Genomic DNA, 25,716 nt, shown 5'->3' on the forward strand with positions numbered 1-25,716 from the left:
CTCCTTAAGGGCGCGGTGGGTAGATTCCCTGTATCGCGATGCAGAAACTGATCGTCAGGTAGGGCTGCATATTGTCGTGTGCCTGCGAGCTGCCTGCCGAGCTCATGGCACGCGCGCCCATCGGAACGTCGGGCGCGCTCGCCGCATAGGTATCGACACTTTGAGGCCAGACATTGCCTTGCGGCGGGATCAGCGTCGCTGTCTCCCCGGATGCCTGTACCGCGTGGGCATGCATGGGCAGCTCGTTGACGGTGAGGGTATGGTTGGCCTCGCCGCCCGCCGCGCCCAGTGGATACGTCGGCGACAGGTGCAACGGAACCCGGCCGCGCAGATCAGGCAAGCCGAATGTGGTGACACCATTGCCGCCGTAGGCGATGCCGAGCAGCGAATAAAGCGCTTGATTCTGTTGGACCGGCAACATCTGGCCCTGACAGGCAAGCCAGCCACGGGGAATCAGGCCGAATGAAAATGACCTGATTTCGCCCAGGAAGGGGTCAGCCATGAAGGATTCTCCTGTTGTGTGCTGTGACGATCAGGCCTGGGACGGAAAAATTCCCTGGGTCGCAATGATGAATGTCAGCGCCATGAATGGCATGAGGTTATCGTGGGACTGGTTACTGCCTGCGGAACTAACGGCGGCGGCGGACATTGCAACGAGAGGGGTGTCGGCGGCCGGTTTCTCGAATACCTGCTTCGCGGCCCATACATTGTTGGTGGGAAGCGGCTGATTTCCCGGTGCCGACTGGGCGGCGGGGAGATGGCCATGGGCCGGCATCTGCGAGGTCAGCAAGGTCACGCTTTCGGCGCCGCTTTTCTGGCCCAGCATGTAATTGCTTCCAGCACCATTGCCCACGCTGATTGGCACCCGGCCGCGCATGTCGGGTACCCCGAACGTGGTCATGCCGTCGCCGCCATAGGTCGTGCCGATCAAGGTGAACAGTACTTCGTTGTCGGTGATCGGCAACAGCTGGCCATTGCACAATGCCCACCCCTGGGGCGCATAGCCCCCGGCAAACATCCGGATCTCGCCCATATATTGATCGGACATCCTGTCTCCTTGTGTGGAAATGAAGTCGCAATACAAGAATGATTTGACGCAGCCTGTGGTGCGGCGGTTCCGGCTTTATTTCTGGAAAATTCTACAGGAAGGTCAGCGCATATTGCGCGTTGAATTTTAATTGTTGCGTCTGCGCCAAATTAATCGTGAACAGGACTTTGTTAATATTCCGCAAGCCCGACTTTTTAATTGATGGTATGTCCAAATAATACTTTCGTTGAATGTTCAATATTTAAAATACTGATATTGATTGAGGGCAGAGTGCTCGGCAATTTGTTATTGACATGTATTGTCGACAATCGGATCTGCCAATGGCACGGCGTTTCCGGGCATCGCGCGTCCCCGGATTGCAGGGCAGCGCGCAGCAGGATCGGCGCGACGCCGTTAAAATGCCGGATGCAGCAATTGTTGGTTCAACAGTTTTAGGGAGTCCTCGCATGACCGTTTCAGCCACTCCCGCAGTGTCCGTCAACAAAATCCGCGTCGGCATTGTCGGTGCCGGTACCTGGGCCGAATATGGCCACATCCCGTCGCTCGCCTTGCTGCCCGGGTTCGAACTGACGGCCGTCTACAGCCGCAGTGCCGACAAGGCCCAGGCACTGGCCGCGCGCCATGGCATTGCCCATCCCGTCACCTCGCTGCAGGCGCTCGTCGAGCATCCCGAGGTGGATCTGGTGCTCGTGCTGAACCAGGCGCCGCAGCACGAGGCAGCCATCCGCGCTGCCATCGCAGCCGGCAAGGACGTGTATTCGGAATGGCCGCTGACCACCAGCACTGCCGTCTCGGCCGAGCTGGCAGCGCTGGCCGCGCAAGCTGGTGTGCGCCACATCGTGGGTCTGCAGCGCCGCCTGTCCCCGAGTTACCGCTACATGAGCGATCTGCTGGCCGAAGGCTATATCGGCGAGCTGCGTTCGGTGCGGATGCATGTCAGCGTCGACGCGTTCGGCGCGCGCCGCATGGGGTATCTGGCCTATACGGTGCCGACCGAGAATTTCTCGGATCTGCTGCCGATTTTCGGCGGCCACTTCCTCGACATCCTGTTCAGGCATTTCGGGTTCCCGCGCACGTTGAGCGCGTTGACGGCCAACCAGATCAAGCAGGTAACGATCGTCGACACGGGCGAGACACTGCCGCGCACCAATCCCGACCAGGTGCTCGTGACCGGCACCTTTGCCAACGGCGCGGTGCTGACTGTGCAGCTCGAAGCGGGCAAGCGCAATAACGCCGGCGTGCAGATCGACCTGACGGGGACCGAAGGCGATCTGCGCATCACCAATGCGACCAGCTTCGGCCCATCGGTCAATCTGATCGAAGGCGCGCGCGGCGATGCCCAGCCATTGCAGGCGCTGCCCGTGCCGGCGCAGTACGACTGGCTGCCGGCGCATGCCCTCGGCGGCAGCGTCGCCGAGCTCGCTCATCTGTATGCGGCCTATGCGCGCGACGTGCAGGACGGCACGCAGCTGGCGCCGACCTTCCTTGATGCCGTCAGGATGCATGCGGTGATCGACGCGATCATCGCGTCCGACCGCAGCGGCAGCCGGGTCGATCTGAACGTCTGATCCGCCAGCCTGCACCTTTTCACTTGTTTCAACGTTCGCAGCAGCGGTGCATGGGTCAACCATGCGTCGCCGCTGCGGCGTTCGCCATTGCATTACCCATGACATCAGATACCTTGACGCACCCCGACAAACTCCGTGATCAACCTGCCGCGCCGAAGCTGCCACTGACCTCATTGCTGGCGCTGACGATGGTCAGCTTTGTCGTCATCCTCACCGAAGTCTTGCCCGCCGGGCTGCTGCCGCAGCTTGCTGCCAGCCTGGACAGTTCGCAGTCCGTGATGGGACAGCTGATCAGCATCTACGCGCTGGGTTCGGTTCTGGCCGCGATCCCGCTGGCGGCCGCCACGCAAGGGGTGGGCCGCCGCACCTTGCTGCTCACGTCGCTGGCCGGCTTCGTGATTGCCAACACGATCACCGCGTTGTCCACCAGCCTGGCGCTGATCTTCGTCGCCCGCTTCCTGGGCGGCGTGGCGGCCGGCCTGGCCTGGGCCATGCTGGTCGGCTACGCGGCGCGCATGGTCGCGCCGCAGCACAAGGGTAGGGCGATCGCCATTGCGATGGCGGGCACGCCGCTGGCGCTGACGGTCGGCATCCCGCTCGGCACCTATGTCGGCAATCTGGTTGGCTGGCGCATCGCGTTCGGCGCGCTCAGTGCGCTGGCGGCGCTGCTGATGCTGTGGATCGTGCTGCGGCTGCCGGCACTGCGCGCTATTCCCGGCCAACAACGCCAGAGCGTGGCGCAGGTGTTCGCGCTGCCCGGCGTGCGCACCGTGCTGGCGGTGCTGCTGTTGTACGTCGTCACGCACAACCTGTTGTACACGTATATCGCGCCGCTCGTGACGCTGGCTGGGCTGGCGCCACGCGTGGATTTCCTGCTCGCGCTGTTCGGCGGCGCCGCGTTACTGAGCCTGCTGCTGGTGGGGACGCTGGTCGACCGCTGGCTGCGCCAGCTGGTCATGGCCAGCACGGGTCTGTTCTTGGTGGCGTGCGTGATGCTGGCGCTGTGGCCCGGCGTGCAGGCCGTGGTGTACGTGGCGATTGCCATCTGGGGACTGGCATTCGGCGGGGCGGCTACCTTGTTCGTGACGTCGCTGTCGAATGCATCGGGGCCGGGCCAGGATGTGGCGCAGTCGATGATGACGACGGTCTGGAATCTCGCGATCTTCGCCGGCAGTGTCGTTGGCGGCATGTTGCTGGGCCACTTCGGCGCGGGGTCGTTTGCCTGGGCTGCCACGGCAACGCTGTGTCTGACCCTACTGATCATCTGGCGCAGCCGCGCGCAATTCTACTGGCGGGGCGCCGCATCGCGCGCCCCTGGTCAGTCCGGGTAATCCTTGCCGGTCTATTTGCCCACGCCGTTCTTGATTTCCGGATCGGTGGTGGCAATCAGCTCGAACACGGGTGTGGGCGATTTGCCGGTCGACTGCTTGCTGAACACGAGGATCACGCCGCGCGTGGTGTGGGGAACCACCGGAATGACCATGAACCGGTTGGCGTCGAACAGGCAGGCGCTCGGCAGGGGATCGGCGCTCACCGACAGCGTACGTGCCACGCCCGCGTACAGGGTGACACTGCGGTCGAGCCGGTCGCCTGTCAGGTGCGTGTGCTGCAGGATGGCCTCGATGTCAGGCTGAAACAGCATGACGCCATTCGCATCGCCACCGTCACGCCTGGCGTCGAGGTCCTTGGGCGAGATCTTTTCCCAGTATTGGTCGCTGCCAGCCTGCGCGTAATAGAACACGTTTTCCACACTGCCGTCGTCGGGAATGACGGGCACCACGAAGAAGATGGGGGCACTGCCTGGCACGGATGCTGCAATGGAGACCGGCGCTGCTGTTGTCATGGTGCGATCCTGGTTGAAACTGCTTTAAGAAATGCTGGCGATTGCGGCCGGTAGCCGCCTTGCGTCAGCGTTTGCACATCGGCGCCGGTGATGGCGCCTTCCCCTGCACATGCACGTGCCACCAGCCAGGCTTCGCGCACGAATCCCGCCTGGCCAGTGTCGATGGCCGGCTGCAAGGCGCTGCGCGCCGCCTTGCACTGCGCGGCCGGATAGGGGCTAGTTGCCGCGCCGGCCTCGGCCTGCAACAGCAGCATGGCGGCCCGTGCCTGCAGCTCCCGGCCCTGCCACAGATACGGGTACTGCGCCATCAGGCCGCGGATGTCCTGCGCCGCGGCGCTGGCCTCGGCCCGCCCTTTGGCCGGATCGCGTGCCCGCAGCGCTTGCGCGGCGATCACGAGGCGCGCCTGCACGGCGCTCTGGCGCCACTCGCGTATGGCCTGGCCGGCCTGGTCGTGACCCGCCAGGCGGCGCTGCAATGCGGTCATCTCGGCAGTGACGGACATGCCGGCATCCGACTGCGCCAGCAGCAGGGCGCTGTCGGCCAGCAGGCTTTCGGCCTGCCAGAAGGCGTTGCTGGCGCCGGCGACCAGCGCCTGGCGCATCCAGCGGGCCCCCGCCTGTCTGGCCGCGATGGCGTCAAGGTGCCGGCCCAATGCCTGCAGTGCTTCGGCGCGCCGACTCTCGATGACGCCCAGATCGCGCAGCCGCACCGCTTCGCCCGGGCGTGCCTGTTGCAGCCGCTGCTGCACAGTGCGCGCGGTGTCGTACAGCGCCAGCGCGCGTCGGTTGTTGCCTTTCAGATGCGCGAGCTGGCCCAGCCAGGCGCGCGCGCTGGCAACCGCGTCCTGGGCGTCAATATCGTCCGGATGGTCGGCCAGCACCGCCAGCTTGAGTGCGAGCGAGGCCTCGAAGCCGCGCTGCGCATCAACCCAGCGGCCGCGCCGCATCGCAATCGAACTCAGGCTGCCGAGCGCATAACCCAGCTCGGCCCTGGCCTGGGGATGCGCCGGCGCGGCGGCCAGCCAGGCCTGGCTGGCCATGCGATAGCGGTTCATCTGCACTGTGGCGTCATCGAGGCGGCCGGCGTCATAGGCGATCTGGCCCAGCCAGAACGCGCTGGCGCCCAGCGTCTTGTAATACTCGCCAGAATCGAGGCCCGGCGCCGGTCCCATGGCCGCGAGCAGGGCGTAGGCGCGCGCCAGCGCCGTGCCGGCCATCGCGAGCTGCTGCGTTCCCCGGCTGCTGTTGACTTCGCCGATCACGACGAGCGCCTTGGCGCGCTGCAGGGTGTCGGCCGGCAGCTCGTCCCGGACATCCTGCGGGTTGAGCACCTGCAAGCCTTGTTCACCGATGCTGCCGAGCAGATCGAGCTTGCCGATCGGCCGCAGCTGGTCGGCAAGCTCACCGAGCATGAAGGTGGCCAGGCGCCGGCTCTGGCGCTCGCGTGCGGTCACGGTGTCGGCCAGTTGTGCGTTGTGCACGGCGACCAGGCCGGCGGTCAACGCCAGCGCCAGTGCGCCGACCAGCGCGCCCACGCGCCAGCGCGCCAGCGCCGTGAGCCGCGCCTGGGAGCGCGTCACGAAGTCATGCTCGTCGCGCCCGAACAGTTGCGGCGCGGCGCGCACCGCATCCCGTGATTGCCACAGCAGCGGCACCCGCGGCAACAGGCACGTCCTGGCGCGGCCACTGTCCAGCCAGCGGCGCACCCACGGTCCCAGCTCGGCGCGGGCGGTCAGCGTCGCCCGGTGCTGCGCAATCCAGGCAGTAACCCGTGGCCAGCGGCGCAGCAACGCTTCGTGCGCGACGCGAAAGCCGATTTCGCCGCCGCCTAGGCGGTCGGCCACCAGCAGGCGCGCCTCGATCAGCGCATCGACCAATGCCCGCTCATGCACGTCGGCCAGGCTGGCGCCGGTGACCGAGCGGCTGCTGGGCGAGGCGTCGTCGGCCGACAGGGTGACCAGACGCGGCAGCAGGCGCGTCAGCGCAGCCTGCTGGGCGACCGGCAAGGCCGCCAGGATCGCCTCGGCCCGGCTGCCGATGGCGCCTTCCAGGCCGCCCAGCGCATCGTAGGCGGCCCAGGTCAGCTCGTCGCCCGGCGCACGCGCCAGGTACAGGGCTTGCAGCGTGTATTGCAGCAGCGGCAGGGCGTCGCCGGCCTGCATCGCATCGGCGCACAGGCGGTCGTCAAGCCGGTTCAGGCTGCTCGCATCGCTGCCATAGACCAGGTTGGCCGCGCGGGCGGGCAGGCGGATCATCTGCATGATCGCCTGGGCGTCGGGCGGGGCCAGGTCCATGTGCGCGCCGTGCTCCTTGTCGTGCATGAACAGGCGGTGGGACGACAGGCTGGGATAGACATCGTTGCGGCACACGGCCAGCACCAGCGCCATGCCGCTGCGTACCAGCCGCCCGATACAGTCGAGAAAATCCGGCAGGCCCGCGGCCATGGCCGGGCCGAACAGGCTCTCGAGACGGTCCAGTACCAGCAGCGGCAGGTCCTGGTTGCCAGCGCGCCGTGCCTGCAAACCGATCCGCAGCAGCCGCAGCACGTCGTCCGGTTCGGCGCGCAGCAGCGCCGCCAGTGAGGCAATGCTGTGGCCCGACAACAGCGCGACACTACCGATCTCCCAATCGAGCAGGGCGCCGGCCAGCGCCTGCCAGGGGCCGGTCTCGTCGAGTGCGCCCAGATCCAGCACCGTCGCGGTGCAAGCCCGCACGCGCGCATCGCCCGGCGCGGGCGCGGCCAGCATGGCGGGAATGAGGCCGGCCCGTACCAGCGACGTCTTGCCGGAGCCGCTCGGACCCAGCAGCACCACCAGCGCATGGCCCCGCGCCTGCTGCTCACCAAGACGCCGATGCAGTTGCTTGATGGCCTCATCACGGCCGAAGTACACGGCCGCATGTTCCGTGCCGAACGGTTCCAGTCCCCGAAACGGTGACGCGCCGCGCCACGCGCCGCTCAGGCTGCGCGGTCCGCCATCGGACAATACGCGGATCGGGGCGATCATCCGGTAGCCCTGCTTGCGGATCGTTTCGATGTAGCGGGGGCTGGCGGCCGCGTCCTGCAGCGCCCGGCGCAGGCCGGCAATCACTTTGTGCACCTGGTTGTCGCCCTGCACCTGGCCAGGCCAGCAGGCATCGAGCAGGGTATCGGCCGTCACGACCTCGCCGCTACGGCGGCACAGTTCAGCCAGCACGGCCATCGGTCGCGGCTCCAGTGCGATCACGTCGTCGCCGCGCGCGATCCGGTGCGCCGCCACGTCGATCGTCCAGTCGCCAAGCAGGAAACGGCCGTTGTCGATCAGCGGGTCGCCCTCGCGTAGCGCACGTAATTCCGGTGGTGATGCGTAGTTCAAGATCACTCCCTGGGGGTGGGTGAAGCGCATCCCGGTCGGCCGGGGCAGGCGGGGCAGGGCCCGCCGACTTTGTAGGCTGTAAATATCTCACGTGAAAGATGGTTTTGTAAACCTGACAATCTTTCGGTTGCACTGACTGTGGTTATCTGGATGGACGCCGCGCCGCTGACTGCAGGTGCGGGAGCGGGCAGGATGGACTAGTCACTTTACTCAGTCGAATCAAGTACTTGCGGTATGTGCAGGCGCGGGAAGGTAACCGGAAGGCGCCGACGCCGGGGTTGCCATAGGATGCGTCGGCACAGTGCGTACAACACGCGCCAGAGGAGAGCACGATGAACCCCCCCGCATTGTCACTCATCACCGGAACGCCGGCCGTCGCCAGTGCGCCACGGCCATGCTCCGATGACGTCGTCCGCGAGGCGTTGCAACGTGTGGTGATGAGCAAGCGATTTGCCAAGGCACGCCGGTGCACGGCGCTGCTCAGCTATCTGGTCGAGCGCGTGCTGCGGTGCGACGAGACGGCTGCCTCGCCGCCGGAACACGAGATCGGCGTTGCCGTGTTCGGCCGCGATCCGGCATCGTATCTCCCCGCAGACGATCCCATCGTCCGGGTCCAGGCCGGGCGTCTGCGCCTGCGCCTGACCGCGTATTACGCGGACGAAGGGGCCGCCGATCCCTTGCGCATCACTGTGCCGCAAGGCCGCTACCACGCCCGCATCGCACTCGCCGACAGCCAGCCGGCAGGCAACGCAAGCCAGGTCGCCGCGCCGCTGTTGCTGTTCAGCCCACTCATCTGCCTGTGCGGCGACGCGCAGGCCGCGCACTTTACTGCAGGCTTGAACGACGAACTGGGATTCCGGCTGTACCGTGAACTCCACTCACTCAGTCTGGCGAGCGCGGACCGCGCGGCGCCACCGGCCGACCGGCCTCGCGCCCTCTACCTGCTCGAGGGCGCCGTGCGCCAGGATGCCTTGCTGCTGCGGGTCTCCCTGATCCTGCGGCAGGGGACAGGCGGGGCAGTGCTGTGGTATGCGCAGTTCGACCGCGCGCATGACAGCGACCTGGACAGCGACAACGCCATCGGCGACCAGGAGCAGATGGCCGCGCGCTGCATGGCAGCGTTGCAGGAACATCTGCCCCGTTGCCTTTCGCTGCGGACGCCATAAGGCGATGGCCAGGTACCGGCCCATGCTGGCCATCGTGGTCAGTCACCCGCATCTGGCGGGCAGGGCCATTGACCTGCGCTTCATCCCCAGCCTTGAGACGACGGCGCTGATGCTGCGCGACGGCCTGCTGCTGCGCCATACGCCGGATGGCGCCGAACTGTGGTGCGATGCCGCGCAGGCGTCGGCAGCAGCACAGCATTTCGTCGTGCTGCCGCTGGTGTTCCAGGTATTCACGCGCAATGCCCGGCTGGAAGCCTGCACCCACTGGCCGGTGGCGCGCCCACTGCGTTATGTCTGCGCTGCCGGGGAGGCGCAGATGCAGCCCGAGACCCTGGCTGGCTCGGGCGCTTCCCGCCGGCCCTTGCTGACGGTCGAGATCGGCCACCGTCCGGCGCCCGATGGCGCATGCGCCCTGTACCGGATCGCGCTGGCGGCGAAACGGCCTCAATGAAGGCTTCATTGAGCGCTTTATTAAAGCCCGGTGCTACGGGCGAGTATCGTCTTCACCATCGATGTACGGACGGGGCGATTGGTAGGACGACGATGCGCGATGTGCGGCGTGCTCAACGAGGCGACAGTCAGTTGGCATAGCCGCTATAGTCTGCGTTATCAAAATTACCAATAAGGTCAACCCCATGTCTACTGTCACCACGGCCAGCGCAGGCTATGTCCGCGCGCCAGGCGTGCTCCACACGATCCTGCTTGCCGGCAGTGTGTCGCTGTTCCTCGGCGCATTGCTCAGCGATTACACCTACTACAACACCTACCAGATCCAGTGGAGCAATTTCGCTTCGTGGCTGAACGCCGGTGCCTTGCTGTTCGCCGGACTGGCGCTCGTGTTCGCGCTGGTCAATCTGCTGCGCGCCAGGCCAATGGCCGGTCGGCCGTTGAACTACTTCGTGCTGCTGCTGCTGACCTTCGTGATCGGTCTGGTCAACGCGTTTCAGCATGCCAAGGATGCCTGGGCGCTCATGCCGACCGGCCTGTTGCTGTCGGTCATCGTCTTTATCCTGATTTGCATTACCGCTGTCTTAGGCCTTAACCCACGTTCGGGAGGACTGAAATGAATCGCTCGAGCGCACTTGCCCTTTTTAGCATGACCCTGCTGGCCAGCGCCTGCAGTAATGAAGCCAATACCAACCTGGCCAGCGGCCCGGATCCGAAGCTGCCGGCGCCCGAGCGCGGCCTGTTCCCGAGCATGAAGATTGCCGAGCCAACCGCATGGGGTGATCAGAAGCCGACCGTGCCAGAGGGTTACAGCATCACGGCCATCGCGACCGACCTGAAGATTCCACGCCAGATGCTGGTGCTGCCGAACGGCGACATCCTGGTGGCGGAAGGGCGTGGCGGCAGCGCTGCCAAGCTCAAGCCGAAAGACGTCATTGCCGGCTACATCAAGGCGCAGGGCAATACCAAGGTCAAAGGCGGCAATCGCCTGACGCTGCTGCGCGATGCGGACGGTGACGGCCAGTACGAGCTCAAGACCGTGTTCGCCGAGAACCTGAACGCCCCATACGGGCTGGCGTTTGCCAACAACAAGCTGTACGTGGCGAACCAGGATGCAGTCGTCACCTTTGATTACCAGCCGGGTCAGACCAAGGCTGCCGCAGCGCCGGTGACGCTCACCCAACTGCCCGCCGAGATCAACCACCACTGGACGAAAGCGATGACCATCAGCCCCGATGGCCGCTATGTCTACGTCGGTATCGGTTCGAACAGCAACATCACCGAGCGCGGCATGGAAGCCGAAGTCGATCGCGCAATGGTCTGGCAGATCGACGTGACGACGGGCGCCCACAAGCCGTACGCCACGGGCCTGCGCAACCCGACAGCGCTGGCGATGAACCCGGAAACGGGCCAGTTGTGGTCAGTCGTGAACGAGCGTGACGAGCTGGGCCCGGACCTGGTGCCGGATTACCTGACGTCGGTGAAAGAGGGCGGCTTCTATGGCTGGCCGTACAGCTACTGGGGCCAGAACGTCGATCCGCGCGTGATGCCGCCGAACCCGAAAAAGGTGGCGGCTGCGATCAAGCCGGACTATGGCCTTGGCTCGCACGTCGCGGCGCTGGGTCTGCACTTCTCGCTGCCGACGATGGGCGCAAAATTTGCCAATGGCGCGTTTGTGGGCGAACACGGCAGCTGGAACCGCGACAATCCGGTGGGCTACAAGGTGATCTTCGTGCCGTTCGCGAATGGCCGTCCAGCCGGCACGGCGATCGACTTCGCCACGGGCTTCCGGGATGCCAACGGCAAGACGCGTGGCCGCCCGGTCGGTGTGACGGTCGATCCGCGCGGCGCGCTGATCATTGCCGATGACCTGGCCAACACGGTCTGGCGCGTGGTGCCGAACCGCTGATCGGCCTCTAGAGCAACCGCCGCAGCGTGAATGATGCCAAGCCTGGCGTCATTCGCGCTGCGGCTTTTTTTCGCCCTTTACTTCCCCCACTTGCAGCGTGATGTTTCCATTGCGCCCATGTCTTCCTCGAATCTGAACGTCTTCTTGTCCCGGGCACGCAGATACGTGAACTCGTTGATGAGCGCGCCCTGGGTCGCGACGGTGTACGTGCCGCCGTTCTTGCCGGGTTCCTGCCAGATTGTGGTGAACTCGAACGGTCTGCCCGGTGTCATCTCCACTGAACTCGTCTTGAGCGCCCGCAGTGGTATCGGCTTGCTGCCGCGCTGGTAGCGCACGGCGGCGTGTGCGCGTTCGGACTGTGGGAAGTCGAACTGAAGCCGGATGGGCGTCGTGGCGTCGATCGAGACCAGGCAGCGAAACTCGGTCGCCTGCGCCATCGCAGGGTTGGCAAGCAGAGCGGCGAACAGCAGGGCGGTCAGATGCTTCATAAACACAATTTTCATGGCGAGTTGGCTTGCCTCGGTGGGGCGATGATTCAGCATACCCCATGCCGAGCAACATCCCACATATTGCCATCTCTACTGAGAATGGTTTATCATTATCGACTCAGCGGGCATCGCCGCTTGCGCCGTTCATGACAAGGTTTTTCTGATGACATTCAAGCTCCTTCCTGTTGCCCATGCACTTGCTCTGGCAACTCTCGGTTCCACGTTGGCTCACGCCGCCGATCCTGCAATCGTCATGGGCGAGGTGCGCGTGAGCGCCCAGCGCGATGCCGGCGCCTTGCGTTCGAGCCGCGTCCTGACATCGGTCGACGTACTGGGCGCGGACAAGATCGAAGACAAGAACGTGACCAACAGCTGGGAGCTCGTCGGCCAGTTGCCCGGTGTGCAATTGACCGAGACGCGGATGGGCGCCGAGTCGGGCAAGGCGAGTTTTCGCGCATTCAATGGCGAAGGCTATATCAATGGCATCAAGGTGCTGATCGACGGCATCCCGAGCAATGTCAACAGCGGCAACCAGCGCTTCATCGACATGATCTTCCCGCTCGAAGTCGACTATATCGAAGTGGTGCGCGGCACGAACGACCCGCGCTACGGCCTGCACAATATCGGCGGCAACCTGAACATCGGCACGCGCCAGGGCGGCAATTACTTCGACAGCCGGTTCACCTACGGCAGCTTCAATACGCGCGAAGTGCAGGCGGCATACGGTCGCGAAGCCGATGGCTTTGCGCAAAACTATTTCGTGGCCAGGCAATTGACTGACAGCTACCGCGCGAACGGCGACTCCAACAAATACACGGTCGGCGGCAAGTGGTTCGTCACGTCGAACGACAAGGCGGTCACGGCTGGCCTGGTCGTGCGCACCTATCAGCACACGTCGGGCGAGCCGGGCTTCCTGACCGCAGCCGAGCTGGCTGCCGACCGCCGCCAGTCGCCGCGCAAGAACGCCAACGACAAGACCGACCGCGACATGCATCACGCAAGCGCGCACCTGGACTGGCACATCACGCCAAACGCGTTCCTCAGCAACAAGCTGTACTACAACGAGTACAAGGACGACCGCCGCGTCACCTTCACCAGCAATCCCGAAGGCAATGCACCGCGCCAGCGCCGTCTGTGGGATGAAGAGCAGCTCGGTTTCATGAGCACCCTGACGTGGCGGGCGAACGAGCGCGTCACGGTCGATGGCGGCGTCAACACCGAGCGCCAGGACAACGGCTACCGCCGCCTGCGCTACAACTTCTCGATCCCGACGGACTTCACGACGCCGGCCCGCATCCAGAACGACGACCGCTACAAGTTCAACAATGTCGGTGCCTATGTGCAGGCGGTGATCAAGGCAACGGACACCATCCAGCTCGTGCCGGGCTACCGGGTCGACCGCTTCACCGGCAACCAGCCACTGGCGGGTGGAACGAGCGCAGGACTGCAGGATTACGGCTGGATCAAGCAGCCCAAGTTCAGCATGGTCTGGAGTCCGGCGACAGACATCAGCGTGTATGGCAACTGGGGCCGCACGTTCCAGATCCTGACGGGTTCCGTGGGCCCGGCTTACCTGGTACCGGGCCAGGCGCCGTTCGACGCGTCGGTCAATACCGGCAAGGAAGTCGGCGTCAAGCTCAAGCCCACCACGCGCAGCGACCTGCGTCTGGCGCTCTGGCGCCAGGATGCCACCGGCGAAGTGGCAAACATGCCGGCCACCGGCACCACGGTGGGGCTGGGCGAGACGCGCCGCGAAGGTCTCGACTTCCAGCTGTCGGGCAAGGTCACCGACAAGCTCGAACTGTCGCTGTCGCACTCGCTGCAAAAAGCGGAAGTGCTCAAGGCCACGGGCGCAAATGGCGTCTCGCTGGCCGGCAAGGAAGTGTTCTCGACGCCGCGCCACATCACCAATGTGAGCCTGGACTACAAGCATTCGGACAGCTGGCGCTTCGGCCTGCAGGGCCGTTCGCAGGGCAGCTACTACATCGACAATCCGAACGAGCAGGGCAAGTTCGGCGGCTTCGTGCTGTTCGACGCCAATGTGCGCTACACGATCTCGGCGCGCACCAGCATCGATGTCCAGGTCAAGAACATCGCGGACCGTCAGTACGAATACGCGTGGTACGACAACTTCTTCTGGCCGGCAAGCCAGGCGCAGCCGATGTTCTCATCGGGTAACGGCCGCGCTGCGTATATTTCACTGAACGTGAAATTATAGGGCGCTCAGACCAGCTGCTCAGAGGGGACGATGTGCACGCCCGGGCGCGCCTGCAGCGCGGCGTCGATCAGGGCGTGCGCGATGCGCGGGGCAGGGTTGATGCGCCAGCGGCGCGGCAGCACGGGCCCGAGCAGCCCCAGTATGACGCCAGACACGCGTTCACCGGGGCGTTGTTCATGGCGCTCTCCGCCAATCAGGCCCGGCCGCACATGGGTCAGCGACGCGAATCCCAGCCCTGCCAGGTCGCGTTCGAGTTCGCCCTTGACGCGGTTATAGAAAAAACGTGCGTCCGGATCGGCGCCGATGGCCGAGTTCAGCACGTGACACGGCGTGCCGTGCTGGCGCGCCAGCCTGGCCACGGCCAGCGGGTAGTCATGGTCCACGCGCCGGAACGCAGCTTGCGAACCGGCACTGCGCATCGTCGTGCCCAGCGTGCAGATGACGGCGTCGGCCTGCCACCAGGCCGCGTCCGGCGGCAAGGCGTCGAAGTCGACGACGGGCGCCTGCAGTTTTGGGTGCACCGGCAGCGCTCGCCGCGTGGGCGCCACCACCGACGTGACCTTCGGGTCGGCCAGCGCCATCTCCAGCACGTGGCTTCCAACCAGTCCGCTCGATCCAACCAGCAGCAGTTTCATGGGGTGTCCTTCGTCGCAAACGTAAACGACGCGAGGCCGGCATCATGGCCGGCCTCGCGTGTGAAGCATGGCCTGCAAGGCAGGCCCGGGCAACGGCTTATTTGGCCAGCGCTTCTTCGTAGCGGCGTTCGACTTCCGCCCAGTTGATGATGTTGAAGAAGGCCGCGATGTAGTCAGGGCGCTTGTTCTGGTATTGCAGGTAGTACGCGTGTTCCCACACGTCCAGGCCCAGGATTGGCGTGCCGCCCGACATGCCGGCGAACTGGCCCATCAGCGGGCTGTCCTGGTTGGCGCTGCTTTCGACCAGCAGCTTGCCATCCTTGCCGACGGTCAGCCAGGCCCAACCGCTACCGAAGCGGGTCTGCGCGGCTTTGGTGAAGGCATCCTTGAACTTCTCGTAGCCGCCCAGGTCGTCTTCGATCGCCTGTGCGACCTTGCCGGTTGGCTGGCCGCCTTCGGGAGTCAGCACGGTCCAGAACAGCGAATGGTTGGCGTGACCGCCGCCATTGTTGCGCACGGGGCCCTGGACGGCTTGCGGCAGGCTGCCGATGTCGGCGATCAGCTGCTCGACTGGCATCTCGGCGACGCCGGCTTCACCCAGCGCGTTGTTGACGTTGGTGATGTAGGCCTGATGGTGCTTCGTGTGGTGGATTTCCATCGTGCGCGAATCGAAATGCGGCTCGAGGGCATCGTAAGCGTAAGGCAGTGGTGGCAATGTGTATGGCATGATCATTCTCCGTTCAGATGGTTGGGAACACTGTTCCGGTATGAAGCGAGGCACCAGGGCCATGTTCGTCACGGCCCGGCGTCGTGCATGTGCTGGTCAACGTGGGATGGGCAACGCACACCCCGGGGCACCCGCCGAAACGTGTTCAGCGTGCGCCCTGACTTGTCCAGAATACCAGCATCTGCAATTGGCTGCCGCGCAGGGCGAGCGCGAAGGCAGTTATCAGCGTGCCGGCCGGATCTCGGTGCTCTGCATCATCGTGTTGCGCCAGCCGTCGGTCTGCAGCTGCCAGACGCGGACATAGCGCCCGCGAAACTCGCGCGGCCCGCCGGCTGGCTGCAGATCGGCCTGCATGCGACCGCGGACGATGGCCGTGTGGCCGCTGTCGAGCAACTGGATTTCCATGCTCACATTGCTGTACGTGCGAAACTCGTATTCGTCGCGCGCCAGCACCTGCATGAATTCGCTGCGGGTGCGCACGCGGCCATTGGTTTCGACGTGATAGTAGTCGGTGGCGATCAGGTCGCGCAGGGCATCGACGTCGCGGGTGGCGACGGCCTCGGCAAGATGCCGTTCGGCATCGCGCAGCGCCACCATCAGTGGCGACTGCGCGGTCGTGACGGCGAGGCCGGGCGGGGCGCCCCGCAGCGGCACGTGCGCCGTCGCGACGCCCGAGGCAAACAGGCATGACAGGAAGAGAGCAGACGGCGAGACGCGCATGATGACTGGTCCAGAGAAACTGTAAGTCAGTATATAAAGTCTGGTGTGCCACGAATGTAACAGAATGTTTCACCAGAAGGCGGTTGTTGTACGTATTTCTGTTGTCGGCACGACAATAGGACTACACTGGCGGCTCCGGCACGATTGGCCGGTGACTTACCGGAGTATTTCATGACGATGGCAGGCGGCGGAAACGTCCCTTCGAACGACGTCGCACTGCGCGCGTCGATGGGTATCGATGCCGTGCGCGTCGCGCTGGCAACGGCGATGATCCTGCTGGTGCCGCTGGCGGGGATGCAATTCGCGCATGGCGTTCAGTGGACCGGTGTCGATTTCGCGGTGGCCGCAGTGCTGCTGGCCACCGCTGGCTGGACCTGTCTGCGCACGGGCCGCCGCGTCGCGCGCCTGGTCCTGTGGCAGCGCGTCGCCGTTATCGGCGTGCTGGCGCTGGTGTTTGCCGCGCTGTGGGTCGAACTCGCGGTAGGCGTGCTGTTCAACTTCGGCAGCTAACCTAAGGCACACTTCACCAGAGTGTTGACCTGCCCGCAGTGGGAAGGTTTATCCTTGTCGGATGGATGCCAATACACTCTCTCCCGCACAGCCGCCGGTCACACTGGTAATCGATGGCATGACCTGCGCCTCCTGCGTGGCACGCGTCGAAAAAGCCCTGGCACACGTCCCTGGCGTCACGGGCGCCAGTGTCAACCTGGCCACCGAAAAGGCCCGGATTGACGGCGCTGCGCCACCGGCAGCACTGTTGGCCGCCGTCGAAGCGGCCGGCTACGCGGCCCGCATCGAGACGGCTGACGCGCCGACTGTGCCTGTCAAGACCGGCGCCGCCACATGGTGGCCGGTCGCCGTCGGCGCGCTCTTGTCCATCCCGCTGGTGTTGCCGATGGTCCTGGCGCCGTTCGGCATCGACGCGATGCTGCCCGGCTGGGTGCAGTGGCTGCTGGCCACGCCCGTGCAATTCTGGCTCGGCGCCCGCTTTTACCGCGCCGGCTGGAGCGCACTGCGCGCCGGTGCCGGCAATATGGACTTACTCGTGGCCATCGGCACGAGCGCCGCCTACGGCCTGTCGCTGTACCTGCTGCTGACGCAGAGCAGGCATGCTGTATCCCACCTGTATTTTGAATCGTCGGCCGTTGTCATCACGCTGGTTCTACTCGGTAAGTGGCTGGAAGGCCGCGCCCGGCGCCAGACGATCGAGGCACTGGGCGCGCTGGAACGCCTGCAGCCCGCCGACGCCCTCGTGCGGCGCGACGGCGCCGATGTGCGCGTGCCGTTGGCAGCGCTGCGCGTGGGTGACGTCATGGTGGTCAAGCCCGGCGAGCGGGTTCCTGCCGATGGCGTTGTGCTCGAGGGCCTGAGCCACGTCGACGAGTCGCTGCTGACCGGCGAGAGCCTGCCACTGGCTAAGGGACCGCTTGACGCGGTCGTGGGCGGTGCCGTGAACGCGGAGGGCCTGCTGCTGGTGCGCGCCAGCGCCGTCGGCAGCGCCACGACGCTGGCGCAGATCATCCGCATGGTCGAAGACGCGCAGGCGGCCAAGGCGCCGATCCAGCGCCTGGTTGACCGTGTCAGCGCCGTGTTCGTGCCGGTGGTGCTCGCCATTGCGCTCGTCACGCTGCTGGCCTGGGGCGTGGGCACGGGGGACTGGCAGGGCGCGCTGCTCAACGCAGTGGCCGTGATGGTGATTGCCTGTCCGTGCGCGCTGGGCCTGGCCACGCCGACGGCGATCATGGTCGGCACCGGCGTGGCTGCGCGTCACGGCATTCTGATCAAGGACGCCGAGGCGCTGGAAACGGCGCATGCCGTCGACGTCGTCGTGTTCGACAAGACCGGCACCCTGACCGAGGGCCGTCCGCAATTGCTGGCGCTGGAAGGCCCGGATGCGACGCGCCTGCTCACGCTGGCTGCCGCGGTCCAGCAAACCAGCACCCATCCGCTGGCACGCGCCGTGCTGGACGAAGCGGCGCGGCGCACGCTGCCCGTGCCGGATGCGACCGACGGGCGCGCGGTGCCGGGCCGTGGCGTGCAAGCCGACGTCGAAGGCGCGACGATCCTGCTTGGCAACCGGCGCCTGATGAACGACCTCGGCGTCTTGGCGGGCGGGGCAGAGGCGCATGAGGCGGACGGGCGCACCGTGTCCTGGCTGGCCGAGCGGCGCGGCGACGCCGTCACCGTGCTTGGCCTGCTCGCGTTCGGCGACCGGCTCAAACCCGGCGCGCAGGATGCTGTCGCGCGGCTGGTTGCGCGCGGCATCACGCCCGTGCTGCTGACCGGCGACAGCGCCGGGGCCGCGCAGGGCGTGGCGCGCGCGCTCGGCATCACGTGCGTGCACGCTGAGGTGCTGCCGGCCGACAAGGCCGCCGTCATCGCGGCGCTGCGCCAGGCTGGCCACACGGTCGCCATGATCGGCGATGGCATCAACGATACACCCGCGCTGGCTGCCGCCGATGTCGGCATGGCGATGGCAACCGGGACCGATGTGGCGATGCACAGCGCCGGCATCACGCTGATGCGGGGCGATCCGATGCTGGTGGCCGACGCGCTCGACGTCTCGCAGCGTACCTGGCGCAAGATTCGCCAGAACCTCGGCTGGGCCTTCGTGTATAACCTGATCGGCGTGCCGCTGGCCGTCTTCGGCCTGCTCAATCCGGTGCTGGCCGGCGCCGCGATGGCGCTCAGTTCGGTCAGCGTAGTGGCCAACGCCTTGCTGCTGCGCCGCTGGCGCGCCGCGCCGAATGCCACCCCTGCCACCCCTGTCACCGGTGCGCCTGCACCCGAGTCCGACCCCATTCCTGCACCCCCAACCAAAGGAGAACTTCCCATGTATGAATTGACTGTTGCCGACATGACCTGCAAACACTGTGTTGGCCGCGTGACGGCCGCCGTCCACGCCGTCGACCCGGCCGCCACGGTGAACATCGATCTGGCCAGCGGCAAGGTCCGCATCGACAGCGCGCTTGAGGTGGCCCCGCTGGCCGCGGCCATTGACGGCGCTGGCTATCCGGTGACGGCCGGCGCCTGAAGCAGACCGGTCACACGGCCCAATGTGTTTCCTGGACGATAAGCGGATAAATACACCCCCAAACAATATTCATTTAGGCTATATTTTGTAGAAAGAACAATACCGAACACTGGCATCCCCGACCGACCTCGTCAGCGGAATCCTCATGAGAGATGGTGTGCTCGCAGAACCGATCGACCTGGTCAAGCATCCGCCCGGTAGAGCCCAGCTGCGTCGGGCGGTCATGGTGCTCGCGGCGCTGGGGCTGCTGTTTGCAGTCCTGGTGCCGGCAGCCGGCGTGCCCTTGCCGCGCGCGCCCGAATTCCTGCCGATCTATCTGTCGACGCTGATCGCAAGCAACTTCGTCACCGGCATCCTGCTGCTCGGTCATGTCCACACGCGACGCTCGCTGGCCCTGGGCATCCTTGCCCTTGGCTACCTGTTCACGGCGCTGATCGCTGGCGCCCACATGCTTACGATCCACGGGCTGCTTGGCGACAAGGGCGTGCTCGGCGGTAATCCGCAAACCGCCGCCTGGCTGCACGCGGCGTGGCACGCGCTGTATCCGCTGTTCGTGCTTGGCTACTCGCGCAGTGCGCGCGGGCGCCTGGCCGGGGCGCCGCTGCCACCACACTTCATGCGCATCGGCGCGCTGCTGACCGCGCTGTTCGTGTCGCTGCTGGTGCTGGTGGGCACGACTGGCGCGCCGTATCTGCCCAGACTGATCGATGGCACGCGCACCTTGCCGCTCTACCATGGTATTTCGGCTGCGATACTGGCGCTGTCGGTCTACGTCCTGTACGCCACGGTGCAAAAGCGCCCGCGTACCGTGCTCGATGTCTGGCTGACCGTGGCAATGGCGGCCTGGGTGTTCGAAGTGGGCCTGTCCTGCGTGTTCAATACGGGTCTCTACGACCTCGGGTTCTATGCCGGGCGCCTGTACGGGCTATCGACGTCGCTGTTCGTGCTGGGCGCGCTGGCGATCGACAATATCGCGCTGCATGCGCGCCTGCATGCAACGTTCCAGGAAATGATCGAAACGCGCGCCCATGCGCAGTGGCAAAGCCTGCTTGGCACCGTGTTGCGCCAGTTGCCCGACGGCGTGCTGATCGTCGATGCCCGGGGCTGCTGCGTGATGGCGAACGACCAGGCGACGCAGATGGCGCGCCACTTCGGAGCCGACGGCGTCAAGGGCATGCTGGACCTGATCTGCGAACCGGTCGCACGTGCGATCAGTGGCCGGGCCTTTGACGATGCCATGATCGAGAGTGTGCAGGGCGGCGCGCGCCGTGTGTACGCGGTCAGCGGCGCGCCGCTGCGCGAGAGCGCCGCCGAACTGGCCGCCGCCGTGATCGTCATCGACGACATCACCGAGCGCACCGAGGCCAGTGCGGCGCTGGCACGGGCGCTCGACCAGACCCGCTATCTGATCGAGAACACGCCGCTGGCCGTGATCGAATGGGACCGCGACCTGGTCATCACGCTGTGGAACCGCCGCGCCGAAGAGTTGTTCGGCTGGTCCGCAGGCGAGGCCATCGGCCAGCGGATCGACGGCATGGGCATGATCCACGAGGGCGATGCCGATCAGGTGGGCGCGATGATCGCGCGCCTGATCGACTCCGGCACGCGCTACGCCAAGTCGGCCAACCGCAACCGCACCCGCGACGGGCGCGCGCTGTGCTGCGAATGGTACAACTCGGTGCTGGTCGACGAGGCAGGCGAGATCCAGACCGTGTTCTCGCTGGTGCTGGATGTGTCCGAGCGCGAAGCGGCGATGCACAGTCTGCGCGAGGCCGACGGGCGCAAGGACGTCTATATCGCCACGCTGGCGCACGAGCTGCGCAATCCACTCGCGCCGATCGCCAACGCGGCCTCGCTCCTGCGCAGCAAGGCGCTGGCGCCGGAACGCATCGAATGGATCGCCGCCATGGTGGCGCGCCAGACCGACCAGATGGCGCGCCTGCTCGACGACCTGCTGGACGTATCGCGTATCAGCCGCGGCAAGATCGAGCTGCGCCGCGTGCGTGTGGACCTGGGCCGCCTGCTGCGCGAAACGCTGCAAACGAGCATGCCGCTGATCGAGGCCGGGCGCCATCAGGTGGCGCTGCGGGTGGTCGACGAACCGCTCTGGGTCGACGCCGATCCGCTGCGCCTGACGCAGGTGTTCGCCAACCTGATCACGAATGCGGCCAAGTACACGCCGCCCGGCGGCGGTCTCGAACTGGGCTTGCGGCGCGAAGATAACCAGGCCGTGGCGTGGGTCGCGGACAGCGGCGTGGGACTGGCGCCCGACATGCTCGAACGCGTGTTCGAGCCGTTCGTGCAGGCCGGCAGCGCCAGTCACCTGGCGCAGGGCGGCCTGGGGATCGGGCTGTCGCTGGCCAAGGGGTTCGTCGAACTGCATGGTGGCAGCATCCGCGCCGACAGCGACGGGCCGGGCCACGGCGCGACCTTCCTCGTGCGCCTGCGCCTGTGCGAGGAGCCGGCCATGGCGCCGGGCGAAGTACTTCCCGTGACTGATGGCGCTGCGCTGGGCAAGCATATTCTGGTGGCCGACGACAATGTGGATGCGGCGGAATCGCTGGCCTGGCTGCTGCGCTCGGAAGGCGCGACCGTGATGGTGGCGCACGATGGCGCAGAAGCGCTGCGCCTGCACCGCGAACGGCCGGCCCGGATCGCGGTGCTCGACCTGGGCATGCCGCACCTGGATGGCCTGGAACTGGCGGGCATGCTGGCCCAGGATGCGCCGCGCCCGTACCTGGTGGCCGTGACGGGGCGCGGCAGAAAGGAAGACCGGGCCGCCTCGCTGGCGGCCGGCTTCGACGAGCACTTCACGAAGCCGGTCGCGCCGCAGCAGCTGATTGCGCTGCTACGCCAGGTACCCGAGGTACCCGAGGTGCCTGAGGCACCTGCAGCAGGCTAGTGGTGTTCGTGCCCCGTCATGTCGTTCGCGCCGGGTTTGCGCGCATCCATCGCCTGGCCGGCGGGCGCCGGTGCCGGGCGGGCATCGGGCGCCCGTGGCGCTGGCGGTAGCGCCCCGGCCCCGTCACCGGTCCATTCGCGCGCCACCGTGCCAGGCGGATGCCGGTACCAGCCAGGGTCGCTGTAGTCGCCGCGTTTGAGGCCTTCGCGCACCTTGAGCACTGTGAACATGCCGCCCATCTCCAGGTTGCCGAACGGGCCGTCGCCGCTCATCATCGGCAGCGTGTTGGCCGGCAGCGGCATCTTCATGTCGCCCATCGAGCCGCCCTTGTCGCCCATGACCATATAGCCCGGCACCAGCTTGTTGATCTTCTCGGCCACGCCGCGATGGTCGACGCCGATCAGCGTGGGCACGTCATGGCCCATCGCGTTCATCGTGTGGTGCGATTTGTGGCAGTGGAAGGCCCAGTCGCCCGGTGCGTCGGCCACGAACTCGATGGCGCGCATCTGGCCGACGGCGACGTCGGTCGTCACCTCGGGCCAGCGCGCCGACTTCGGCACCCAGCCGCCATCGGTGCCAGCGACCTCGAAGCGGTGCCCGTGCAGGTGGATCGGGTGGTTCGTCATCGTCAGGTTGCCCACGCGGATACGCACCTTGTCGCCCAGGCGCGCGACCATCGGGTCCAGGCCCGGGAACACGCGGCTGTTGATGGTCCACAGATTAAAGTCGAGCATCGTGTTGGTGCGCGGCGTATAGCTGCCCGGTTCGATGTCGTACGAGGACAGCAGCATCACGTAATCGCGATCGACGGCGTGCTGGCGCGGGTTCTTCGGGTGCGTGACCCAGAAGCCCATCATCCCCATCGCCATCTGCTGCATCTCGTCGGCGTGCGGGTGGTACATGAAGGTGCCCGCATGACGCGCGACGAATTCGTAGACGAAGGTCTTGCCGGGCTGGATGCCGGGCTGGGTCAGGCCCGTCACGCCGTCCATCCCGCACGGTAGCAACTGGCCGTGCCAGTGCACGCTCGTGTGTTCGGGCAGCTTGTTGGTGACAAAGATGCGCACGCGGTCACCCTCGACCACTTCGATGGTCGGGCCCGGGCTCTGGCCGTTGTAACCCCACAGGTTGACTTGCATGCCGGGCGCGAATTCGCGCACGACCGGTTCGGCCACCAAGTGGAATTCCTTGACGCCGTCCTTCATGCGCCACGGCAGCGTCCAGCCGTTGAGCGTGACGACGGGGTTGTACGGTCGCCCGCCCGTCGGGGCCAGCGGCGCGGCGGTGGCGCTTGACGTATGGGTCGGGGCTTCCGGCAGCGACGCCGCGCCGGCACGGCTCACGAGCGAGGCACCCAGTGCCGTGATGCCGGCGCCGGCACCGGTCAGGAACGATCTGCGGTTGGTCATGGTGGGGTGTCCTTCATATCAGTGGTCGATGGCGCCGGCAGGCGCGTGCCGATGGCGGTTTCCAGGTCGACCTGGGCCAGCCAGAAATCCTTCAGCGCTTCGATGGTGGCGTGCACCGCGGCAGCCTGTTCGCGCGCGTCGGCCAGCAGCTCGAACGGGCTGGCCAGCATGCCGTTGTAGCGCAGCAGCATCTCGTCCGCGATCTGCTTGCGCAGCGGGATCACCTGATCGCGGTAGTGGCGCGCCACGTCGTAGCTGGCGCGGTAGGCGAGGTAGCCCGCGCGCGCTTCGCTGCGGGCGTTGACCGCGACCGCCGCGACCTGCCCGAGCGACTGCATGTACACCGCTTCGGCGCGCGCCACGCGGGCGCCGCCCCAGTCGAACAGTGGCAGCTCCAGGCCAATCTCGTAGCCATCGCTTTTCGGTTCGCCTGTCTCGCGCTTGTCCGCATAGCCCAGGTCGAGCACATTGACGAAGCGCGTGGTGCGGGTGAGGCCCAGGTCGGCGGCGGTGCCGGCTGCGGCGGCGCGCGCGGCCTGCACGTCCAGGCGCTGGCTCAGCGCCGTGCGCTCGACGCCGGCCAGTTCGGCGGGCGCCGCCGGCAGGTCGGGCAAGCGCTCGGGCAGTGTGTAGCTTGCCTGCGCGCCCCACAGGCCGAGCTGGCGCGTCAGATGTTCGCGCGCGGCGTTGGCCAGGCGGTCGGCGCGCAGTACGCCGGCACCGGCTTCGGCGTGGAAGGCCGACTCGCGCGCCAGGTCCAGCGCACTGGCATTGCCGGCCTGGGTCATGCGCGTCATCAAGGCGCTTGACGCGTCGGCGGCGTCGGCCACCTGCCGTGCGTAGGCCACGGCCTGGTGCGCCGCCACCGCCTCGATCCAGGCGCGCCGGGTGGCGTTGACGTGATGCTCGATGGCCGCGGCCACGCGCAGCGTCGTTTCGTCAAGGCGCCGCGCGGCCATGCGCTGGCGCAGCGGCATCGTGAGCAGGCCCGCCAGGTCGATCGAGACCGAGCGTTCGGTTTCCCGGCTGCCGCCGCCGTCCATGCGCGAGAACCCGAACCCCGGATTGCGCAGGCGCGCGGCTTGGGCCACGTCGGCTTGGGCAATGCCGGCTTCCCAGTAAGTGGCCTGCAGGCCAGGGTGATTGAGCGCGGCGATGCGCACGGCCGCGTCCTGCGTCAGCGGCGCCTGCAGCAGCGTGTCGATCTCCGTTTGCAAGGCCTGGCGGTCGGCATCGCTGCGCAGCAGGCGCGCATCCACGCCCGTGCGCGCCTGCGCTGCAGCGGCGCTGGCCTCGAAGGCGCGCTCGGGCGCGACGCTGGCGCAGCCGGCCAGCAGCAGGCCCAGGCTTACGGCCAGGCTCGGGGCCAGCGCGGCATGCCATGAAATTGGACTAGCCATCAGTGGTGCTCCTTGTGGTCTGGCTGGGCAGGGGTGTGGTGGTGCGCGTGTGGATCGGGCGCCGGCTTGCCGTGCCCGGCATGCGCGTCGTGGCCGGGCTGGGCTGCCACGATGCGGTTGTGTTCCTGCCAGGCGCGATCGGGCGTGGTCGTGGCGGCGGCGCGTGCCGGGGGGACGTACGCCGGCTGGTAGCGGGTTTCGGGGACGGCGGCGTCCGGGTCGGTGGCGTTGGCGGCCGGCGTGGTGCGGTGGCCGCTCTGCGCTGCGGCCGGCGTCAGGGCGCTGGCCAGAATGCAGGCCAGCAGCAGCTGTGGTCGGGTAAAGGTCGACATGGTTCCTCGTTCGGTGAAATGCAGTGATGCCGCGCCAGCGTGGCGCGGTGGTGTGCTGATTCAGGCGAGCGGGAGGCGGGGAGGTCGTTCGGGTAACGCAAGGTCGACGGCCTCGGGGCGGCCGGTGGCTGCCTCGATCAGCCGGGTCGACAAGGTCTGCGGCGCGGCAGGGACAGTGGGTGCGCCAGCCATGGCGGCCCCGATGCAACAGGCGGCGCAGGCGCTGCAGCGCTCCTGGTCGTGGTCCGTCGGCCCATGGTCGGTGGCCTTGGTAACCTGCGGGCCGGCATCGTGGCAGTGCTCCGCCCCGGCAGCCATGTCGTGCGGCGCGGTCACGGCGGTCACGCCGCCGTGCTGCATGGCCGCATGGGTGCACGCCAGCATGCCTGCCGAAGCGATGCCCTGGAAGGGAATCGCCAGCAGCAGCAGCCACACGAGCGCGCGGCGCAGGCAGACATGGACGGTTGAATTCACCCGGTAATTCTAGCATGGCGTCCGCGCAACACTATCGTCATGA

Annotated in this window: 21 protein-coding genes and 2 pseudogenes; 11 read left to right on the forward strand and 12 right to left on the reverse strand. The window is 66.5% G+C overall.

Annotated features, from left to right (window positions below):
* Positions 1-4 precede the first annotated feature (4 nt).
* Complete coding sequence (locus HD842_RS04315; RefSeq protein ID WP_183551382.1) at positions 5-502, reverse strand: phage tail protein; 498 nt, start codon at positions 500-502, stop codon at positions 5-7.
* 30 nt (positions 503-532) lie between these two features.
* Complete coding sequence (locus tag HD842_RS04320) at positions 533-1,048, reverse strand: phage tail protein (protein ID WP_183551386.1); 516 nt, start codon at positions 1,046-1,048, stop codon at positions 533-535.
* 446 nt (positions 1,049-1,494) lie between these two features.
* Between HD842_RS04320 and HD842_RS04325 the strand changes: the two genes are divergently transcribed.
* Both HD842_RS04325 and HD842_RS04330 read left to right on the forward strand, forming a co-directional pair.
* On the forward strand, positions 1,495-2,616 hold the full coding sequence (locus tag HD842_RS04325; protein WP_183551389.1) for a Gfo/Idh/MocA family protein: 1,122 nt from the start codon (positions 1,495-1,497) through the stop codon (positions 2,614-2,616).
* A gap of 98 nt (positions 2,617-2,714) precedes the next feature.
* Entirely contained in the window at positions 2,715-3,947 is a 1,233-nt protein-coding gene (locus HD842_RS04330; RefSeq protein ID WP_229424595.1) for an MFS transporter, read from the forward strand.
* An 11-nt stretch (positions 3,948-3,958) separates the two neighbouring features.
* Here the strand turns inward: HD842_RS04330 and HD842_RS04335 are convergent, their stop codons facing one another.
* A complete protein-coding gene (locus HD842_RS04335) occupies positions 3,959-4,459 on the reverse strand; it encodes a hypothetical protein (RefSeq protein ID WP_183551392.1) in 501 nt (166 codons plus the stop codon).
* Positions 4,456-7,812 carry an nSTAND1 domain-containing NTPase gene (locus tag HD842_RS04340; RefSeq protein WP_183551395.1) on the reverse strand — a complete coding sequence of 1,119 codons (3,357 nt, stop codon included), beginning with the start codon at positions 7,810-7,812 and terminating at the stop codon, positions 4,456-4,458. The genes HD842_RS04335 and HD842_RS04340 overlap by 4 nt, the downstream gene beginning before the upstream one ends.
* A gap of 437 nt (positions 7,813-8,249) precedes the next feature.
* Here HD842_RS04340 and HD842_RS04345 point away from each other — a divergent pair, with 437 nt between their 5' ends.
* From HD842_RS04345 to HD842_RS04360, 4 genes are all read left to right on the forward strand, one after another.
* Positions 8,250-8,978: a hypothetical protein gene (locus HD842_RS04345; protein WP_183551398.1), complete on the forward strand. Its 729-nt coding sequence runs from the start codon at positions 8,250-8,252 to the stop codon at positions 8,976-8,978.
* Between the two features lie 22 nt (positions 8,979-9,000).
* Positions 9,001-9,429: a hypothetical protein gene (locus HD842_RS04350; protein WP_183551401.1), complete on the forward strand. Its 429-nt coding sequence runs from the start codon at positions 9,001-9,003 to the stop codon at positions 9,427-9,429.
* A 184-nt stretch (positions 9,430-9,613) separates the two neighbouring features.
* A complete protein-coding gene (locus tag HD842_RS04355; RefSeq protein WP_183551404.1) occupies positions 9,614-10,045 on the forward strand; it encodes a DUF2231 domain-containing protein in 432 nt (143 codons plus the stop codon).
* A gap of 29 nt (positions 10,046-10,074) precedes the next feature.
* Positions 10,075-11,334, forward strand: a complete 1,260-nt coding sequence (locus tag HD842_RS04360; RefSeq protein ID WP_370660813.1) for a PQQ-dependent sugar dehydrogenase — start codon at positions 10,075-10,077, stop codon at positions 11,332-11,334.
* A 77-nt stretch (positions 11,335-11,411) separates the two neighbouring features.
* Here HD842_RS04360 and HD842_RS04365 read toward each other — a convergent pair whose 3' ends face one another.
* Positions 11,412-11,876: a hypothetical protein gene (locus HD842_RS04365; RefSeq protein ID WP_183551409.1), complete on the reverse strand. Its 465-nt coding sequence runs from the start codon at positions 11,874-11,876 to the stop codon at positions 11,412-11,414.
* A 109-nt stretch (positions 11,877-11,985) separates the two neighbouring features.
* Between HD842_RS04365 and HD842_RS04370 the strand changes: the two genes are divergently transcribed.
* Positions 11,986-14,040 (forward strand): TonB-dependent receptor, encoded by a 2,055-nt coding sequence (locus HD842_RS04370; RefSeq protein ID WP_183551412.1) that lies wholly within the window; start codon positions 11,986-11,988, stop codon positions 14,038-14,040.
* Between the two features lie 5 nt (positions 14,041-14,045).
* On the opposite strand, the gene HD842_RS04375 is transcribed toward HD842_RS04370, so the two are convergent.
* The 3 genes from HD842_RS04375 to HD842_RS04385 all read right to left on the reverse strand — a co-directional run bounded on the left by HD842_RS04375 (position 14,046) and on the right by HD842_RS04385 (position 16,122).
* On the reverse strand, positions 14,046-14,675 hold the full coding sequence (locus HD842_RS04375) for an NAD-dependent dehydratase (RefSeq protein ID WP_183551415.1): 630 nt from the start codon (positions 14,673-14,675) through the stop codon (positions 14,046-14,048).
* 97 nt (positions 14,676-14,772) lie between these two features.
* Positions 14,773-15,402, reverse strand: coding sequence for a superoxide dismutase (locus tag HD842_RS04380; protein ID WP_183551418.1), 630 nt, complete (start codon positions 15,400-15,402; stop codon positions 14,773-14,775).
* A gap of 222 nt (positions 15,403-15,624) precedes the next feature.
* Positions 15,625-16,122, reverse strand: coding sequence for a nuclear transport factor 2 family protein (locus tag HD842_RS04385; RefSeq protein WP_183551421.1), 498 nt, complete (start codon positions 16,120-16,122; stop codon positions 15,625-15,627).
* A 171-nt stretch (positions 16,123-16,293) separates the two neighbouring features.
* Here HD842_RS04385 and HD842_RS04390 point away from each other — a divergent pair, with 171 nt between their 5' ends.
* From HD842_RS04390 to HD842_RS04400, 4 genes and pseudogenes are all read left to right on the forward strand, one after another.
* A complete protein-coding gene (locus HD842_RS04390; RefSeq protein WP_221290120.1) occupies positions 16,294-16,632 on the forward strand; it encodes a hypothetical protein in 339 nt (112 codons plus the stop codon).
* A 61-nt stretch (positions 16,633-16,693) separates the two neighbouring features.
* Positions 16,694-18,877 (forward strand): annotated as a pseudogene (locus tag HD842_RS04395) (heavy metal translocating P-type ATPase); the annotation flags it as partial.
* A 99-nt stretch (positions 18,878-18,976) separates the two neighbouring features.
* Positions 18,977-19,156, forward strand: a pseudogene (locus tag HD842_RS24435) (heavy-metal-associated domain-containing protein); the annotation flags it as partial.
* Positions 19,157-19,301: 145 nt separating this feature from the next.
* Positions 19,302-22,058, forward strand: coding sequence for an ATP-binding protein (locus HD842_RS04400; protein ID WP_183551425.1), 2,757 nt, complete (start codon positions 19,302-19,304; stop codon positions 22,056-22,058).
* On the opposite strand, the gene HD842_RS04405 is transcribed toward HD842_RS04400, so the two are convergent.
* Genes HD842_RS04405 through HD842_RS04420 form a run of 4 tightly spaced genes read right to left on the reverse strand, consistent with a single transcriptional unit; the run spans position 22,055 to position 25,673 of the window.
* Positions 22,055-23,467 (reverse strand): multicopper oxidase family protein, encoded by a 1,413-nt coding sequence (locus HD842_RS04405; protein ID WP_183551427.1) that lies wholly within the window; start codon positions 23,465-23,467, stop codon positions 22,055-22,057. The genes HD842_RS04400 and HD842_RS04405 overlap by 4 nt on opposite strands.
* Positions 23,464-24,867: a TolC family protein gene (locus tag HD842_RS04410; RefSeq protein WP_183551433.1), complete on the reverse strand. Its 1,404-nt coding sequence runs from the start codon at positions 24,865-24,867 to the stop codon at positions 23,464-23,466. The genes HD842_RS04405 and HD842_RS04410 overlap by 4 nt, the downstream gene beginning before the upstream one ends.
* Positions 24,867-25,199: a hypothetical protein gene (locus HD842_RS04415; RefSeq protein ID WP_183551436.1), complete on the reverse strand. Its 333-nt coding sequence runs from the start codon at positions 25,197-25,199 to the stop codon at positions 24,867-24,869. The genes HD842_RS04410 and HD842_RS04415 overlap by 1 nt, the downstream gene beginning before the upstream one ends.
* Positions 25,200-25,259: 60 nt before the next feature.
* The gene (locus HD842_RS04420) at positions 25,260-25,673 is read right to left on the reverse strand and encodes a hypothetical protein (protein ID WP_183551439.1); all 414 of its coding nucleotides are present in this window, start codon (positions 25,671-25,673) and stop codon (positions 25,260-25,262) included.
* Between the last annotated feature and the right edge of the window lie 43 nt (positions 25,674-25,716).

The sequence above is a fragment of the Massilia aurea genome (genome assembly GCF_014200505.1).
In the GTDB taxonomy this organism is placed as follows: Bacteria; Pseudomonadota; Gammaproteobacteria; order Burkholderiales; family Burkholderiaceae_D; genus Telluria; species Telluria aurea_B.